This is a genomic window from Chloroflexus islandicus (assembly GCF_001650695.1).
GTDB classification, from domain to species: domain Bacteria; phylum Chloroflexota; class Chloroflexia; order Chloroflexales; family Chloroflexaceae; genus Chloroflexus; species Chloroflexus islandicus.
In genome coordinates, this window is the sequence record NZ_LWQS01000054.1 from 38,649 (window position 1) to 56,015 (window position 17,367).

Below are 17,367 nucleotides of genomic sequence, written 5' to 3' on the forward strand. Positions count from 1 at the left end.
GGGGGCACAGCACGCTGCGGGGGCACAGCACGCTGTGGGGGCACAGCACGCTGCGGGGGCACAGCACGCTGTGCCCCTACGGGGGCGTCGCACGCGACGCCCCCGTTCGTTCGCGGCCAAAGGCGATAATTTCGTCGAGGAAGCGGGATGGTTTGAGGCGCTGGCCGCGGTTGCGGCTGGATGTCCACGATAGGTAGAGCCGTTCGGCGGCGCGGGTGATGGCGACATAACATAACCGCCGCTCTTCCTCAAGGCTGGCGGAGTCGCCGAGGCTGCGTTCGTGGGGCAGGGTGCCTTCCTCTAACCCAACCACAAACACAAATGGCCATTCTAACCCTTTGGCGGCGTGAATCGTGAGCAATTGCACCCGATCACGATCATCGTCGTCATCGTCGGTATTAGTCATCAGGGCCACTTCCTGCAAGAACGAGCTCAGCTCGGTATGCTCTTCGGCGGCGCGCAGCAACTCTTGCAGATGGGCGCGCGCTTCAGCCAATTCCTCGGCGTCGAACCGTTCGGCCAACGCGGCCATATAGCCACTCTGTTCCAATACATCGGCCAGCAGATGATCGGGCGGCATCGTGCCCGTCGCCAGTCGCCGCCAGCGTTGGAGGAGGGCAAACAGGCGGCGGGCGCCTTCGACCGCGCGCGGGCTAAGGCCGGGGATTGCGGCGGCGTGGCCGAGCGCCTCGCTGAGCGGGATCGCTTGAGCAGCGGCGAAGGCGGCGATGGTGGCTAGCGCCTGCCCGCCCAACCCGCGTGCTGGCACATTGGCAATCCGGGTGAGGCTCAGGCTATCGGCGGGATTGGCGATGCAGCGCAGATAGGCCAGCGCATCGCGCACCACGGCCCGGTCGAAGAAGCTGACCCCGCCGCGCACCACGTAGGGCAAGCGGGCATGGCGCAAGGCCTGTTCGAGCGGGCGGCTCATGTGGCGGGTGCGGAAGAGCACCGCTACTTCGCGCAAGCGGCGGCCTTGCCGTTGCAGCTCGGCAATCGAACGGGCCACCTGCTCGGCCTCTTCGCGGCTATCCTTAGCTTCGCTGATCAACACACACCGCTCGGCGGCAACCGTCGCCGCGGCGCGCAACTGCATGGGGGCCACGCTGCGGCTATGGCGAATAATGGCATAGGCTGCATCGAGGATCGGCTGGCGCGAGCGGTAGTTGGTTGCCAGCTCGATCACCTGCGCGTCAGGAAAATCGGTGGCAAAGCGGCTGATAATGCTGTGATCGGCATTGCGAAAACCGTAGATGCTTTGCATGGCGTCGCCAACCACGAACAGCGAACGGGGACGGTTGGCGGTTGGGCGGGTGAGCAGCTCGATCAGCGCGTGCTGGCTGGGATCGGTATCTTGATACTCATCAACCAGCACGTGCGACCAGCGCTGCTGGTAGGTCGCCAGCAGATCATGGTCTTCGCTGAGCAGGCGGTAGGCGGTGAGAATCAGGTCATCGAAATCGAGCGCATTGGCCTGTTCGAGCGCGCGCTGGTAGCGGCGGTAGCATGCGGCGACGAAGCGGTCGAGCGGATCGGCGGCGAAGCGGGCCATCAACCGTGGGGTGAGCATACGGCTCTTGGCGCGGGAAATCAGGCGTAGCACCTCATCGGCCTCGATCATGCGCGGCGGCGTTTCGGTGACGCCGGCCAAGGCCTCGGCAGCCAATTGCAACTGTTCATCGCCGGCGTAGATCGAGAATGACGCGGTATAGCCCTTCAGGCGGCCTTCAATCGACTCACGCAGGATACGGGTGCAGACGGCGTGAAAGGTGCCGCTGGTGAGGCCGCGAATGCGCGCGCCGAGCAGACCGCGCAGCCGCTCGCGCATCTCGCGCGCTGCCTTGTTGGTAAAGGTGACGGCCAGTATCTGCGACGGCGACACACCGTAATGGGTAATCAAATAGGCAATGCGCAACGTCAGCACGCGCGTCTTGCCGCTGCCGGCGCCGGCCTTGACCAGCACCGGCCCGATCGGCGCCGTCACGGCGGCGCGTTGCGCCGGATTAAGGTGGTTGAGCTGTTCCATAGACCATCCCATTCGCCAACCCGCAGGATCGCCGGCGAGGTATTATACCAGATGAGATGTGGGGTGAGGGATGCGAAGAGGGGCGGATCGGACTGGAGCGAGACGCAGCCGCGTGGAGCCGGGCTGAAGACAATGCCCAGCGGGTTAAGACAGAGATGGGTTAGCCAACGATCCCCAGCCGCTATATTGGGACAATCGCATCCGGCGCAACGTATGATCATGCGATCGATTACTGGTCATTCCGGTAGATGAGATTACCAATAACCTAATCGTGCTTGACAAGGATTTACGAATGATGTATCATCCATCTCAAAATCCATCTCAAAATCCATCTCAAAATCCATCTCAAAAAGGAGATGTTTTATGCCCCACCGGTCTCGTTTCAGCGCCGGGATCGCCGCTCTCACAACCGTCATTGCGCTAGTGGCTGCGTTCGCTCTTGCGTCTGGCAATGGATCGGCGCCGGCGCTGTCTGTGACCACACCGGCGCTTGGTTTGCCCAATACCGCACCCGCCTATCCGCCACCCACCGGATCGGTCATTCCGCCTTGCGCCTTCTCGGCAGCCGATCGACCTAACCCACCCGCACCTCCGCCGCTGGCTGCCTATCATTTCGGTGAACCGCGGGTCGTGTTGCGCCATGACTCGGCTATTGGCATTGCCGGCTGGTTGCCAGACAGCGAGCGTTTGCTGATCACCCGGCTCGTTCCCGGTCGTGCGAGGGAAACGATAGACCTGTTCGATCCGACGACCGGTGAGTTGCGTTCGGTTGGCGAGCGAGCCGCCCTTGCGGCGCCACCGATCTGGCTTCCCGCCACACAAGCAGTCGCCTTTGCCGATGGCGAGCGCTGGCCGCCAGAGTTGCGCATCAGCACGGAGAAGGCTAACGGTACTACGGTATTGTCAGCGTTAGCATCACCATGGATTGCTGCCAGTCCGGATGGCCGGTACATCCTTGGGATAGCACAGAGTGATGCGGCAAGACCAGCGCAGGCAATACTGCTCGATTTAACGCAGGCGCTACGGCGCGCGATTGCGCTGCCAGAGACGCCATCCAGCGCGCTGGCGGCCTTGGGTCAGCAATTTGGACCAGAGCCATACCAAGCGGTCTGGTCACCGCGCGGTGATCAAGTGGCGATCTTCAATGATACCGGATTCTATCTGCTCACAGTGGCGACAAACCAGCTTTGTACGGTTGATCTGGGTCGCGAAGAGAGCGAAGCGGGATATGGTCAGCGTTGGGCCTTTCAAGCCCAGTGGAGTTTTGATGGTCATTACCTTGCCATATTAGCAACGGTAGGTGATGCTCCAGTTACTGTTAGTTATTTAATTGTGATCGATATGATGGCTGGAGAGCAGAAGAAGTTCGATTTACATATTCCACTCTACGCAATTGTTTGGGATCCATCCAGTTATACTTTGCTTGTCGTTGTAGAAAAGGGTGTTGACAGCGACAGTGGCGCTCTATTGCATGGTTTTTATCTCATTGATCCTTTGCAGGGTGAAGCATTATCGATACTTGATAATCATAAGTTTATTGGCGCCGGTCATTGGGGAATTACGTGGTCTTCACGTAGTAGCGAAGTAGTATTTGCTTGCCCGTTGATCAACCCTGCAGATCAAGTCATGAGTGAAGGCCGGTTATGCCTCGTTCCAGTGGAGGTCAAACAATGAGGAGCTACCATAAGTTGGGATGGTGGATACATTATCTACATTGGCTAACCTTATTGAGCTTATTGTTGATGAATACCTTTGAGGTAGCAAGAGCGGCACCGGCTACTTCCTTTATTCCGCCAGATACTATCACTGTACGCATGTTTCATCTCAGTAATCCCCATGGCACAAACTTACATGTGCTTTGCGCTCCTAGGGATACATCGTATGGTTGCTCTGCGTTCGCAGACATTTTTTATCCCTACCCTACCAATCCCGCCACTATTCCCATTGAAACCGATTATTTGCTCGATGTGGTGTCAGTAGAATCAATGGTCAGCGCTATGCATGCAACGGCTATGCAGGCGCAAGCCATCGCTGCTCGCACCTACGCCTATTGGCATATCCAACGCGGCAGCATCATTAATAATTCCAACGAATTTCAAGTGTTTGTTCCATACGCTTTTGAGCGTCTGAATCCGGCTGGAAGACCGGATAACGTTGCCGAACCGTGCGCTAGCGCCAATCTTCACCCTTACCAACGCAAAGTCTGCGCAGCAGTAGCACCCCGTTGGTATGTAACAACCGCTGCCACCGATTTGCCAATCCACGCCGAGTTTTTTGCTGATATTCCCGTGCGCACGCTTTCCGGCGCGCCGTCCTACCTTCAAGCAGTTGATGACCCGATTAGCTCGCATCCTGATGTTACGCTGAATGGCCATGGCCGGGGGATGAGCCAGCGTGGCTCCGGACGTTGGGCGCGCGGCAATCGCAGCTTTCATCTTGAGCGCGATTTGGGTGCATGGAGTGTGACGTGGACGCGCGTTGAGCAACTCATCGTTCATTACTACACGGGTGTGCAGCTCCGTGACGCCGCGGCAGGGAATGCGCCGCTATTGCCAGCCGCTCGTTGGAACCCGTTGCAGATCGATTGGGGTACTTCCGATCAACGGCCACCGATCTTATGGCGCGGCCAACGTTACCCGATCAGCGTCGAAGTGCAAAATACCGGTTTAGAGCCGTGGATATGCAGTACCCCAAACGTCAGTTATACCCTTCGCTATCGCTGGCAGAAACCCGGCTACGGCCTGCTTACCGGTAGCGGTTCAGCCACCCTATGCGGTACACCTCCGGGGGATCCTTCACCGCTGGTAGGATTGGTCATCGAGAACATCCCGCACTGGGGTGCAGGAGCGTATACACTATGGTTTGATGTGCATGTCGTGTCTGTGTATGGCGACTATTGGCTGAGCGAGCTAGGCTGGCCCGCCTACGGGGTTTCAGTCTGTATTGACGGGCCGTGCAAAACGCAACTCCCCTTGGTATTACGCACTGAGTCATAAGTGATGGTACAGAACGATAATGGCAAAACTCCGCCGGGATGGCAACAGAGATTGACCGCAGCAGGCCAGTGAACGCTTCCCCCAGTGAGGGTTGAAGGGCGGACAGAGCGTATGAGCGCAGATACGATGAATAGGGTTGCGATGCACCGGTTTACCCTCACCCCCTGCCCCTCTTCCACCTAACGGCGGGAGTTCAAAGGCGGGCAGAGGATTTGTCCGGAACCCGGCCCTCAAGGGCCGGGCTAGGGGTACGAAGCCCGCTGCGCGGGCTGCTGGCCCTCATCCCCCCGTCCCTTCTCCCACCTAACGGCGGGAGAAGGGGAGCCGCTGAGAGGCAAAGAAAGCAGTGCTGGAGCGGTATCCAGCAGCGCCCCTCTCCCGCGCCAGTTCAAGGGCGGACAGACCATCTGTCCAGAACCCGGCCCTTGAGGGCCGGGCTTCTTGCCCCGCGCAGCGCAGTTATCCCCCGCGAGGGCGGGAGCAACCCGCTCAGACACCCGTTCCGCTGAAGGAGGAGATTGCTTCGGTCGGGCGCACCCAGCAGAGCTGGGTTGCGCCGCTCCCGCGCAATGACAGGTTGAGGGGCGGACAGAACGTATGATCGTAGGTGTCGTTGATAGCTTTGCGATGCGCCGGTGTACTCTCACCCCCCGCCCCTTCTCCCACCTAACGGCGGGAGTTCAAGAGCGGACAGACCATCTCCAGAACCCGGCCCTCAAGGGCCGGGCTAGGGGTACGAAGCCCGCTCGCGGGCTGCTCGCCCTCATCCCCCCGCCCCTTCTCCTACCTAACGGCGGGAGAAGGGGAGCCGCTGAGAGGCAAAGAAGGCGGTGCTGGAGCGGTATTCAGCAGCGCCCCTCTTCCGCGCCAGTGGGCGAGGGGAGGGGTGAGGGTGAAGCTCATCGCAAAGTCATCAACCTCGTCTACGTTTGTGCTTCTGTTCGCCCTTGAAGTCGCGGAAAGGTGCGCTCAGGCACGGGTGGTCGCGCAAGCAGGAGATTGCTGCGGGGACGCGGGTAGCGCGCCGCGCTGCCCCTACGCCCTCTCGTAATGACAGATGGGCCTGTTGTCCTTACGCGCCGCTGGTGGCGAAGCACTCTCCCACACCTGCAAACGGCGCTCGCTCAGGCATTGCGTTCCGCTGACGCAGGAGAGGGCTTTGGGGGCGCCGCCCTCTCGCAATGACAACCGAACTCGCTATCGCCTTCCCCTTTCCCGCTGAGATTGAAGGACGCTGGATTGCCGCCTCCTCCAGCGGGGGCGATCTCTGCGGCTTGGATTTCCACTCTTGACACCGCCCGTTCCTTGTGCTACCATTTTGTTAGTTCATTGGACTATCTAATTCAAGCGGCACGCCTATGACCACCCTCGGCGAAAAGGCCACTCGCCAGCACACCCGCGATGTCAACCTCCGGCTGGTGCTGCGGGCGATTTACGAACTCGGTGCAGTGAGCCGGGCCGATCTGGCGCGTTTGACCAACCTCACCCGCACGACGGTGTCGGATGTAGTGGCGGAGTTGATCGAGCGCGGGTTGGTGGTTGAGACCGGGCCGGCCACTGGCGGCGGGATCGGGCGGACGCCAATCTTGCTCAGCGTGGCCGAGTGGTCGCGTCCGGTAGCAGCGGTGAGCGTCAATGCCGATGCGGTCGAAGGCGCGTTGGTGAGTCTGCGCGGCGCGGTGGGCGCGCGCATCCGGCAACCGTTGGCCGGTCGCACCGGTATGGATGCGTTGGCGGTGTTGCGAGAGGTGCTGGACTCGTTGACGCAGGCGGCTACCCAACCCTTGTTGGGGATTGGTGTAACCACACCCGGCTTGATCGATGCCGGTTCGGGGGCGGTGGTGCGGGCAGTTGGGTTGGAGTGGGTCGATTTGCCGTTGGGCCAGATGTTGCACGAGCGCTACGCCTTGCCGGTGAAGGTGGTCAACGATAGCCAGTGTCTAGCCTTGGCCGAGCATCTGTTTGGCGAGTGGCGCGGCGTGCAAAATGTAGTAGTTCTAAAGATTGGCAAAGGCGTTGGCGCGGGCATTGTGCTGAATGGCCAACTGTATGCCGGTGAAGGGTTTGGCGCCGGTGAGATCGGCCATTTGGCGTTTACTGCTGATGGCCCGCTGTGCAAATGCGGCAACCGTGGTTGTCTCGAGACGATCCTAGGCACTGATGCGTTGCTGGCGCAGGCGCACGCAGCTCTGGCGGACGATCCAGCGAGCGCGTTGGCCCAGTATGCCGCTGATCTCTCCCTCGCTCACATTGCGGACGCTGCGATCGCTGGCGATCCGGCAGCGCAGCGCATCGTTGCCAATGCGGCAGCGGCGACCGGCGCGGCGGTAGCGACGATTATCAGCCTACTGTCGGTGCGCCATGTGCTGATTACCGGGCGCATTGCGGCGTTTGGCGCTGCCTTCATTGACTTAGTGCGCCGGGAAGTGGCGCAGCGGGCGTTGCCGGCTTTGGTGCGCGACGCTGAAATCCGGCTGGCGCCGGTTTCAACGACCGCGCCGCTGATTGGGGCCGCGGCGCCGGTGCTCACCGGCGAATTGGGGTTGATCCGTCTTCATCAGCGTGAGGAAACCGAGTGATGCTTGAAGCGTATGCGGCCCGCTACCGCGCCGAATTGGCCGAGCGCGTAATCCCGTTTTGGTTGCGCCATTCGCTCGATCACGAGTATGGCGGCTATTTTAGCGCCCTCGACCGTGACGGAACCGTCTACGACACGCGCAAATATGTCTGGTTGCAGGGGCGGGCGGTCTGGATGTTTAGCCGGCTCTACAACGAATTTGCGCCAGACCCGGCATTTCTGGCGGCGGCCCGGCTAGGAGTGGAATTTTTGCGCCGCTATGCCCGCGACGAGCAGGGCCGGGTCTATTTTAGCCTGACCCGCGATGGCCGGCCGGTCTTTATGCAGCGCAAGCCCTATGCAGCGGTGTTTTACCAGATGGGACTGGCCGAATATGCCCGCGCCACCGGCGACGCCGCCTGCCTTGCCGAAGCGGCGGAGGTGTTCGAGGCCATCCGGCGCTGGATCGCCGATCCGGCCCTGTTGGGGCGGCCGGCCCTGCCCGGTGCGCCAGCGGTGAGCCAGTTGGCCGATCTGCTGGTAGTGGGATTGATGGCGCTCGATATGGCGGCGTTGACCGGCGATCCGCGCTACGATGCAGCCATTGCCGAGACGATTGCCGGCGTGGCGCGCCATTTTGACCCTGACCGCCACATCTACCGCGAGCGGGTGAGCCGCGATGGGACGCCATTGCCCGACGATCCCGACAGCAGGTTGTTTAATCCCGGTCATTCGATCGAGACGGCGTGGATCATGCTGCACATGCTCGAACGGCAACCCGATCCGGCATTGCGCGCGCAGGCGCTGGCTGCGATTCGCGGTTCGCTGACTTTGGGTTGGGATGCGCAGTATGGCGGCATCTTGTACTTTGTCGATCTGGCTGGACGGCCTACGCTGCAACTTGAAGCGACGATGAAGCTGTGGTGGCCGCACGCTGAAGCAATCTATGCGTTAGTGCTGGCGGCAACCCTCACCGGCGACCGCCAATGGCTCGAGTGGCTCGAACGGATCGACGCCTACACCTTCCGCCACTTTGTCGATCCAGTCTACGGCGAGTGGTTTGGCTACTGTGACCGGCAGGGCGAACTGGCGCTGACCAGTAAAGGCGGCAACTATAAAGGCTTTTTTCACGTGCCGCGCGCGTTGCTCTTCAGCATTCAGGCGATTGAACGGGCCGGAGGCGCGGCATGATGCGGATCGGACTCATCCCGCTTGACGAACGTCCGGCAAATACGCGCGATCCGGCGTTGATCGCGGCTGCGGCTGGAATCACACTGGTATTGCCTCCGCCAAGCCTGCTTAGCCGGCAGCGGCAACCGGCCAATTGCGCCGGCCTTGCCGCATGGGTAGAGGATGTTGCGCCCTCGCTTGACGGGGTGATCATCGCGTGCGAGCAGCTTGGCTACGGTGGTCTGATTGCGGCGCGGGTCAGCGATGAACCGGCGGAAGTGATTATGCAGCGGTTGGCGGTGGTGCGGCGGCTGCGCCAACGGTTTCCGCGCCTGACCATCTATGGCTTCAACGTGATCACCCGCGTCTCGAATGCGAACGATGCGGTCGAAGAGCCGCTCTATTGGGCTGAATACGGCGAAGCGATCTACCGCTGGTCGCAGACGCTCGATCAGGTGCAACAAGGGCAGGCAAGCGGTGCATTGCTGGCGGAGGCGCAACGGATGATTCCATCCGAGCTGCGCCACGATGTCGTGCGCCGGCGCTTGCGCAACCATCTGGTCAATCTAGCCACGCTGCACTTGCTCAATGATGGGGTGTTTGACCTGTTGGTACTCAGTTCGGATGATACGAGCCCGTTTGGCTTGCCCAGCCGCGAAAAGCGCTGGCTGAGCAGTTGGGCCGAACTGCTGCCGGCCCGTGAGCGGTTGCTGATGTACCCCGGCGCTGACGAGGTGGGGAGCGTGTTGGTGATGCGGATGGCGCTTGCGCACGCTGGCCGGCAGCCGGCAGTGGCGGTGCAGTACGCGCCGGCAGCCGATCGCCACAACGTGGCGGCGTTTGAAGACGGGCCGGTAACGTTGACGGTCGAACGCCAACTGGCGGCGGCGGGTTGCCGGTTGGCAGCAGCGGGTGAAGCGGCCGATCTCTGGCTCGGCGTGAACGCGCCGGTCGCGCGGCGCGCAGAATGGAACCCGGTTGATGGCCCGCGCGAGCAGCAGATGCGCCGCGCAGCGGTGAGCGAACTGGTGGTGCAAGCGGCTGCCGCGCAGCGGGCCGGCCAAGTGGTGGCCATTGCTGACGTGGCCTATCCCAATGGGGCCGATCCGTTGTTGATTGAGCTGATGGTGGCGCACCTCGAACTGCCCACGCTGGCGGCGTATGGAGGATGGAACACCGCCGGCAACACGATCGGCGGCGTGATTGCGCAAGCTTGCGCTAGTCTACTCGGCGGCGCGCGGCAGCGCGCGGCCCAAGAGCGGCTGCTCGTCCACCGGCTGGTCGAAGATTACGGCTACCAGCACCTTGTCCGGCGCGAACTACGCCAATGGTTGCGCGAAGCCTACGGCCAACCCGATCTCACGGCTGAGCTGATCCCGTTAGCGGCAGCGCAAGCCGAACAACGTCTGAATGCTGTCATTGCTACGTTGCCCGGTTTGGCGGCGCGCTGGCAGATTCTGCCCGGCAGTGTGACCTTCCCGTGGCGACGCACGTTTGAAATAGATTTCACCTTACAGTAGTGGGCTGGGGAAGGGAGGTGATCGCCAGCTTGTAGAACTGTGCCTTCGCTAGACAGTGTCGTCACCGTGTCCTCACATGATCAAAGGAGAACATTCATGCGCCGCGCCTTTGCTTTGCCGCTTGCAATCATCACATTGCTCAGCCTCATCCTGAGCGCCTGCGGCTCGTCAACCGCCAACCAGCCGGCCCAGCCGCAAGTCGTCACCCAAATCGTCCGGGAAACCCAGATCGTTCAGGTCGAAAAGACCGTCGAAGTCGTGGTGACACCCACCCCCGGCCCCAACCCCGAAGCCGTGATCAGCGATGTCGAAGCTGGGGCTGAAATTACCTTCTGGACCTTCTATCTCTCGCCGACCTTCGACAAGTACATCCAAGACACGATTGCGCGCTTCAACGAAGCCTACCCCGGCGTGAAGGTGAAATGGGAAGACCGGCAGGCAACGTTGCAAGAAGAGTACCGCAATAGTCTCGCTGCCGGCAACGCGCCCGATGTGGTCAACATCCCGACCGACTGGGTGCTGGAGTTTGCCCAGAAAGACCAATTGCTCAATATGAGCCAAGCGCTGCCGCCAGCGGTGCAAGCCCAATACTTCGAGGGCCTGTTCAATCAGGTCAATGTCGGCGGTGCGAGCTATCAAGTGCCGTGGTATCAGGCGGTTGACGGCTATCTGGTCAACAAGCAGATTCTGGAGCAGGCCGGCTTGACGATGGATGACTTGCCCAAGACCTTTGACGAGCAGAAAGAGTTCTGTGCGAAGGTCAAAGCAGCGACCGGCATCCCCTGCGGGTTGCGCCTGAACACCGGCAACCTGTTGCAGAGCATGGCCTACGAAGGCAATGTCACCATCATGGATGCCAATGGCCGGTTTGTGTTCGATTCGCCGGAAGCGGTGAGCTGGCTGCAATACTACGTTGACATGATCAAAGACGGGACAACGGCGCGCGACATCCTGCTGCTCAACAGCAGCGACGACCGGATCGGTCTTGAGCGGTTCACGTCGGGCCAGATGCCGTTCTACGTCACCGGGCCGCAACTGATCCGGCTGGTGCGCGAGAGCAACCCCGGCCTGTACGGCTATTTAGCGATGGTGCCGCGGGCAGTGGGCCGGTCGGGCAAGCTGCCGCCGGTCTCGATGTCGATCGTCGTCTCGAAGAACACCAAATACCCGCGCGCAGCCGCGGCGCTGGCGGCGTTTATGACCAACCCGCGCAGCATGCTCGAATTCTCAAAGCTGGTGCAGATCTTCCCCTCGACGCCAGCCTCGTATGACGACCCCTTCTTTACCCAACCGCCGGTGGCGATCGAAGATCAAGTGCGCCCGATTGCGCGCGACATCATCTCGCGCCAGAGCAACATCTTGCCCGAAATTCCGCGTCTCAACGAGGTGAACGAGATCGTGCGGCAGGCGATTGAGGCGGCGGTGTTTGGTGGCGTACCGGCTGAACAGGCGCTGAAAGATGCGGTGGCGCAGGCCAATGCGTTGATCGGCAAATAAGCCGGTTTCCGGTTGCCAGCGCGAATGGCGGGGATGGCGTCGTCATACAAGCAACGTCATCCCCATCCCCAACGGAGGTCTTATGAACGCGCGGATCCGATCGCGGCTCACGCCCTATCTGTTTCTAGCGCCAGCGCTGATCTTCATGAGCGTGTTCACGCTCTACCCGTTGCTGGCGGTAGGCTACTACAGCTTTACCGAATACGACATTCTCCGTCCGCCGGCCCCGGTCGGGTTGGCAAATTACCAGCGCCTGCTGAACGATGGGGTCTTTTGGTTGTCGCTGCGTAATTCGTTCGTCTACCTGATCGTAACGCCGGTCATTATCGCACTGGCGATTGGGCTGGCGATTGCGCTCAACCGCACATTGCCCGGCATCAGCGTCTTCCGCGCGCTCTACTACATTCCGGTGATTACCGGCAGCGTGGCAATTGGAATCGCGTGGCAGTTTCTGTTTAACGGCAGCGGCGGCCCGATCAACGGGTTACTGCTCTGGTTGGGGGTGATTGACAAGCCGATCGTGTTTCTCACCGAGCCGAGCTACATCTTACCGATCGCGATGTTGATGACGATCTGGATGGGAGTCGGCTACTATATGGTCGTCTTTCTGGCAGCGTTGCAGAACATTCCCGAAGACCTCTACGACGCGGCCCGGATTGATGGTTGCAACCACTGGCAAAAGCATTGGCATGTGAGCATTCCCGGCATTCGCCCAGCAATCGTCTTTGTCGCAGTGATTTCGAGTCTCAGCGCACTCAAAGTCTTCGACGAGATTTACGTCTTGACCAACGCTACCGGCGGTGTACTTAACAGCGGCTCAACGATGGTGTTTTACCTGTGGAAGCAAGCCTTCCGGCTGCAAAACGTCGGCTACGCCTCGGCGATTGCGATGGTTTTGCTGGTGATTACGCTCAGTTTTTCAATTCTCAATGTGCGCCTGCTCGAGCGGCGCGAGGATTAGATGCTATCAACAGAGACGGCAGAGGAGGGAACGATGGTGACCGCAGTCAAGCCGCGCGCAGATGCCAAACGAGCGCCCAAGGCGCTGGGCAGCGCAATTGGGTGGTACATGGTATTGGGCATTGCCAGCATTATCACCGTCTTCCCGTTCTTCTGGCTGGTGACGACGGCGCTCAAAGGGCCGGGTGATGCGGTCTTTAGTTTGCCACCGCAATGGCTGCCCAACGAGCCGACGCTCAACAACTTCGCCCGGGTCTGGCAGCAGATCGCGGTGTGGCGCTTCTTCCTCAACAGCCTGTTCGTGGCGCTCTGCACCGTCGTCTTGAACATTACCGTCTCGGCGCTGGCCGCCTACCCGCTGGCCAAGATGCACTTCCCCGGTCGCGAGCTGATTTTCTACAGCCTGCTGGCGACGCTGATTGTGCCGCTGGAGCTGACCTATGTGCCGGGCTATATCTTAGCGGTGCAAGTCTTCCGCTATGATGACACCTTGTGGAGCCTGATCTTTCCGAATGTCTTCAGCGCCTTCAACATCTTTTTGCTGCGCCAAGCCTACCAAGCGGTGCCGAACGACCTGATCGACGCGGCCCGGATCGACGGCGCTGGCGAGTTGCGGATTTGGGCCCAAATTGTCGTGCCAACGGTGCGACCATCGTTGGTGACGGCGGCGGTTTTTACTGCGGTGACCTCGTGGAATGCGCTGTTGTGGCCGTCGCTGATGCTGCGCACGCGCGAGATTTATACGCTGCCGGTCGGGTTGAATACGCTGCGCGGGATGTTTTCCGCCGATTTTCGCCTGATAGCCGCTGGGACGATCATCGCGATTATTCCGATCTTGATCGCTTTTGTGTTTGCGCAGCGCTATTTTGTCAGCGGTCTGAGCGGGGCGGTGAAGGGATGAGCGTTCAAGGGGATTGCTGCGAGCAATGGAATGCGGCAGTTAGACTGCCGCACTCCATAGCAAGCTAAGGATCGAAGAACGCTGGCTGGGATGCGGCAGTTGGACTGCCGCACTCCATAGCAAGCTAAGGATCGAAGAACGCTGGCTGGGATGCGGCAGTTGGACTGCCGCACTCCATCGCAAGCCAAGGATCAAGGAACGCTGGCTGGAATGCGGCAGTTAGACTGCCGCACTCCATAGCAAGCTAAGGATCGAAGAACGCTGGCTGGGATGCGGCAGTTGGACTGCCGCACTCCATAGCAAGCCAAGGATCAAGGAACGCTGGCTGGGATGCGGCAGTTAGACTGCCGCACTCCATAGCAAGCCAAGGATCAAGGAAGGCTGGCTGGGATGCGGCAGTTGGACTGCCGCACTCCATAGCAAGCTAAGGATCGAAGAACGCTGGCTGGGATGCGGCAGTTGAACTGCCGCACTCCATAGCAAGCCAAGGATCAAGGAAGGCTGGCTGGGATGCGGCAGTTGGACTGCCGCACTTCATAGTAACGTGATTGAGAGATGGAGTTCGGTATGCCGCGCCGCCGCGCTCATTATGTGTTGAGCACGCATTGGGATCGTGAATGGTACCGTCCGTTTCAACATTTTCGCTATGCGCTGGTCACGTTGCTCGATGCCGTGCTTGATGGGTTGAGCGATGGCCGTTTGCCCGGCCCATTTACCACCGACGGGCAGGCGATCTTGCTGGAGGATTATCTGGAGATACGTCCAGAGCGGCGGGCGCAGGTCATGGCCTTGACTGCCGCCGGCAAGCTGGTGATGGGGCCGTGGTACGTTGCTCCCGATGAGTTTCTGAGCGGCGGCGAGGCGCTGATCCGTAACTTGCGCCGGGGGATGCAGGTCGCGCGCGCACTGGGCGGCGAGCCATCGCGGGCCGGGTTGGTGTGTGACCAGTTTGGCCACATCGGCCAACTGCCGCAACTGTTGGCCGGGTTTGGCATCCGCGGCGCGCTGCTCTGGCGCGGCACCAACGAACCGGCCCGCCACTTTCGCTGGTACGGTAGTGATGGTACGATGCTGCCGGTCTACCGGTTTGGCCGGGTTGGGTATTGCAGTTTCGCCTTCGATGTGCGGCGCGCTGATCTAGCCGGCCAAACGATCGATGAAGCAACACTGGCGGCCAATCTGGTCGCGTTTATCGCCGCTGAAGCCGCCGCGACGGCGTTACCGCCAATCTTGCTCTTTGACGGCGGCGATCATCTGGCGTGGGATCCGCGGGTGACAGAGGCAGTACAAGTGTATGCCGCCGATCCATCCGCGCCGGTCGAGATTGTCTTTAGCGATCTCGACACCTATCTCGCCGAAGTGCTTGAGTACGCCGAATCGATTACTGCCGAAGCGTATGGCGAATTGCGCGAACCGGCCTTGCCGCCGCGAGCCGAGAATGAGCAGTACCTCATCCCCGGCGTGCTCAGCAGCCGGATTGATCTCAAGCTCGAGAATGCCGCTTGCGAGCAGGTGCTGGTGCAGTGGGCCGAGCCGCTGGCGGCATGGGCGCATCTGGTTGCAGGTGCGCCGGATGAGACCGCGTTTCTGGCTGAGGCATGGCGCTGGTTATTGCTGAACCATCCCCACGACTCGCTCGGTGGATGCAGCATCGATCTGGTGCATCGCGATATGCGCTATCGCTACAGCCAATGCCGGCAGATTGCCGAATTGGCGGCGGCGCAGGCGATGCAGGCGTTGGCGGCGCGAATTGGCGTTCAGTCTGATGATGGCGATGCGCTACAGGTGACAGTGTTTCATCCGGTGCCGGCGCCGGTCGCCGAGACCGTTGAGCTGACTTTGGAATTGCCGCCCGACTGGCCGGCCTTCAGCGAGTTTTTCGGTTTTGAGCCGTTGCCGGCGTTTCGTGTCTATGGGCCGGATGGGCGCGAGATTCCGTACCAACGCTTGGCCCAACGCCGCCAGCGCACCCGGTTTGCTGCCTTCCCGCATACCTTCCCCGCTGTCTACCACGTTGATGAGGTGCGGGTGAGCTTGCCGCTGGCGTTGCCGTCGCTCGGCTACACCACCTTGACCATCCGCCCCGGCGCGCTTGATCCGCTGCCGCCGCACCCGGCCCGGCGGCCAATCGCGCAACCGACCCGCCACCCCAGTGCAGGCATGCTTACCGGTGAGCGGAGCATGAGCAATGGCCGGTTGGCGGTAGAGGTGGCTGCCGATGGTACGATCACCTTGCACGATCTGGTCAGTCATCAGCACTACTCTGGCTTACTCGATTTCAGCGACGATGCCGATATCGGCGATGGCTGGTACCACGGCCCGGCACTGGCCGGCGCGCCGGTAAGCGGCGGTACGGCCACGGTGAGCGTGCTGCACAATGGCCCCTATCTGACTACGTTGCGCGTGCAGCGGCAGTTGCGGGTGCCGGCGCAGTTTGATTTCAGCGCGATGCAACGCTCTTGCGAATGGGTTGAGTTGCCGGTGACGATTGACCTCAGTCTGCGACCAGCCTGCGACCGGGTTGAGATTGAGCTTCAGCTTCACAATACCGCTGCCGATCACCGGTTGCGCGCGATCTTCCCGACCCACGCGCCAGCAGATACCTATCTCGCTGATGGCGCGTTTGATGTAGTGGAGCGACCGGTTGCCGTGCGCGCCGACAACTACCGCTACCGCGAGCTCGAGGTAGAAACCCGTCCGCAACGCAACTGGACGGCGGTCTATGCTGGCGGGCGCGGGTTGGCGCTAGTTGCTCCCGGGCTGCTGGAGACAGCGGTGCGCAACCGGCCCGATCGGGCGATTGCGCTGACGTTGCTGCGCAGCACTCGCCGCACTGTCTTTACCGATGGCGAGCCGGATGGGTTATTACTCAACGCTGAATTGCGCTACCGGATGTGGCTGCTGCCGCTGCGCGAGCCTCCTGACCGCAGCCGGCTCAATCTGTTGGCGCAGCAACTGGCCGGAGGGGTACAGGCGACCCAGCGCCGCCAGCCGGGACAGGGTGCTATGCCGCCAACCGGTAGTCTGCTGGCACTGGAAGGGCCGCTGACGCTGAGTTGTGTGCGGTTGGCGGCGGCTCACACGCTGGAGGTGCGGGTCTACAATCCAAACGATACCGAGGCGGTGGGTAGCTTGCGGTTGGGTTTGCCAACCAGTGCCGCGCAGCCGATCAATCTCGCCGGTGATACGATCGGGCCGGCGCAGCCGGTGGTTGATGGCGTGCTCGCATTGCGTTGCGGGCCGAAGCAGATTCAGAGCTGGTTGATCAGGATAGGAGCGTGAGGCCAATCCAATGAGCGCGGTTGGCGTTCAAGCGGGCCGGCGGCCCGCGCCCCATGCCCTTCAACCCACTGGCGCGGGAGAGGGGAGGAATAGCCACTAAACCACCCAAGAGGCACAAAAAGATGGCTATATGGTGGTGTTTGGCGGCTCGTTTACCGTATCAGCGGGGAGATGTGCCCCCCTCCCTCAGCGGGTTCAAGGGCGGACAGAACGTATGAGCGCAGAGGCGTTGGATGGCTTTGAGATTGGCTATTTCACCCTCACCCCCAGCCCCTCTCCCACTGGCGCGGGAGAGGGGAGGAATAGCCACTAAACCACCCAAGAGGCACAAAAAGATGGCTATGTGGTGGTGTTTGGCGGCTCGTTTACCGTATCAGCGGGGGATGTGCCCCCTCCCAGCCTCTCCCCTCCGGGGGGAGGAGTCCGACTCCCCTCCCCCAGCGGGGGAGGGGCAGGGG

The 17,367-nt window shown here is 61.1% G+C and carries 10 protein-coding genes; 9 read left to right on the forward strand and 1 reads right to left on the reverse strand.

Annotated features, from left to right (window positions below; translation table 11 throughout):
* Positions 1–76: 76 nt before the first annotated feature.
* The gene (locus A6A03_RS10420; protein WP_066787563.1) at positions 77–2,026 is read right to left on the reverse strand and encodes an ATP-dependent helicase; all 1,950 of its coding nucleotides are present in this window, start codon (positions 2,024–2,026) and stop codon (positions 77–79) included.
* 363 nt (positions 2,027–2,389) lie between these two features.
* Between A6A03_RS10420 and A6A03_RS10425 the strand changes: the two genes are divergently transcribed.
* The 9 genes from A6A03_RS10425 to A6A03_RS10465 all read left to right on the forward strand — a co-directional run bounded on the left by A6A03_RS10425 (position 2,390) and on the right by A6A03_RS10465 (position 16,909).
* On the forward strand, positions 2,390–3,700 hold the full coding sequence (locus A6A03_RS10425; RefSeq protein WP_066787566.1) for a TolB-like translocation protein: 1,311 nt from the start codon (positions 2,390–2,392) through the stop codon (positions 3,698–3,700).
* Between the two features lie 140 nt (positions 3,701–3,840).
* Positions 3,841–5,022, forward strand: a complete 1,182-nt coding sequence (locus tag A6A03_RS10430; RefSeq protein ID WP_281181283.1) for a SpoIID/LytB domain-containing protein — start codon at positions 3,841–3,843, stop codon at positions 5,020–5,022.
* A gap of 1,358 nt (positions 5,023–6,380) precedes the next feature.
* Positions 6,381–7,601: an ROK family transcriptional regulator gene (locus A6A03_RS10435; protein ID WP_066787570.1), complete on the forward strand. Its 1,221-nt coding sequence runs from the start codon at positions 6,381–6,383 to the stop codon at positions 7,599–7,601.
* Positions 7,601–8,770: an AGE family epimerase/isomerase gene (locus A6A03_RS10440; RefSeq protein WP_066787573.1), complete on the forward strand. Its 1,170-nt coding sequence runs from the start codon at positions 7,601–7,603 to the stop codon at positions 8,768–8,770. The genes A6A03_RS10435 and A6A03_RS10440 overlap by 1 nt, the downstream gene beginning before the upstream one ends.
* A complete protein-coding gene (locus A6A03_RS10445) occupies positions 8,767–10,269 on the forward strand; it encodes a DUF4127 family protein (protein ID WP_066787575.1) in 1,503 nt (500 codons plus the stop codon). Before A6A03_RS10440 ends, A6A03_RS10445 begins: the two co-directional genes overlap by 4 nt.
* A gap of 96 nt (positions 10,270–10,365) precedes the next feature.
* A complete protein-coding gene (locus A6A03_RS10450; RefSeq protein ID WP_066787577.1) occupies positions 10,366–11,766 on the forward strand; it encodes an ABC transporter substrate-binding protein in 1,401 nt (466 codons plus the stop codon).
* Positions 11,767–11,848: 82 nt separating this feature from the next.
* Positions 11,849–12,727: a carbohydrate ABC transporter permease gene (locus A6A03_RS10455; protein WP_066787579.1), complete on the forward strand. Its 879-nt coding sequence runs from the start codon at positions 11,849–11,851 to the stop codon at positions 12,725–12,727.
* Positions 12,728–12,760: 33 nt separating this feature from the next.
* The gene (locus A6A03_RS10460) at positions 12,761–13,627 is read left to right on the forward strand and encodes a carbohydrate ABC transporter permease (RefSeq protein ID WP_066787581.1); all 867 of its coding nucleotides are present in this window, start codon (positions 12,761–12,763) and stop codon (positions 13,625–13,627) included.
* Positions 13,628–14,194: 567 nt separating this feature from the next.
* Complete coding sequence (locus A6A03_RS10465) at positions 14,195–16,909, forward strand: glycoside hydrolase family 38 N-terminal domain-containing protein (RefSeq protein ID WP_066787583.1); 2,715 nt, start codon at positions 14,195–14,197, stop codon at positions 16,907–16,909.
* The last annotated feature ends 458 nt before the right edge of the window (positions 16,910–17,367 follow it).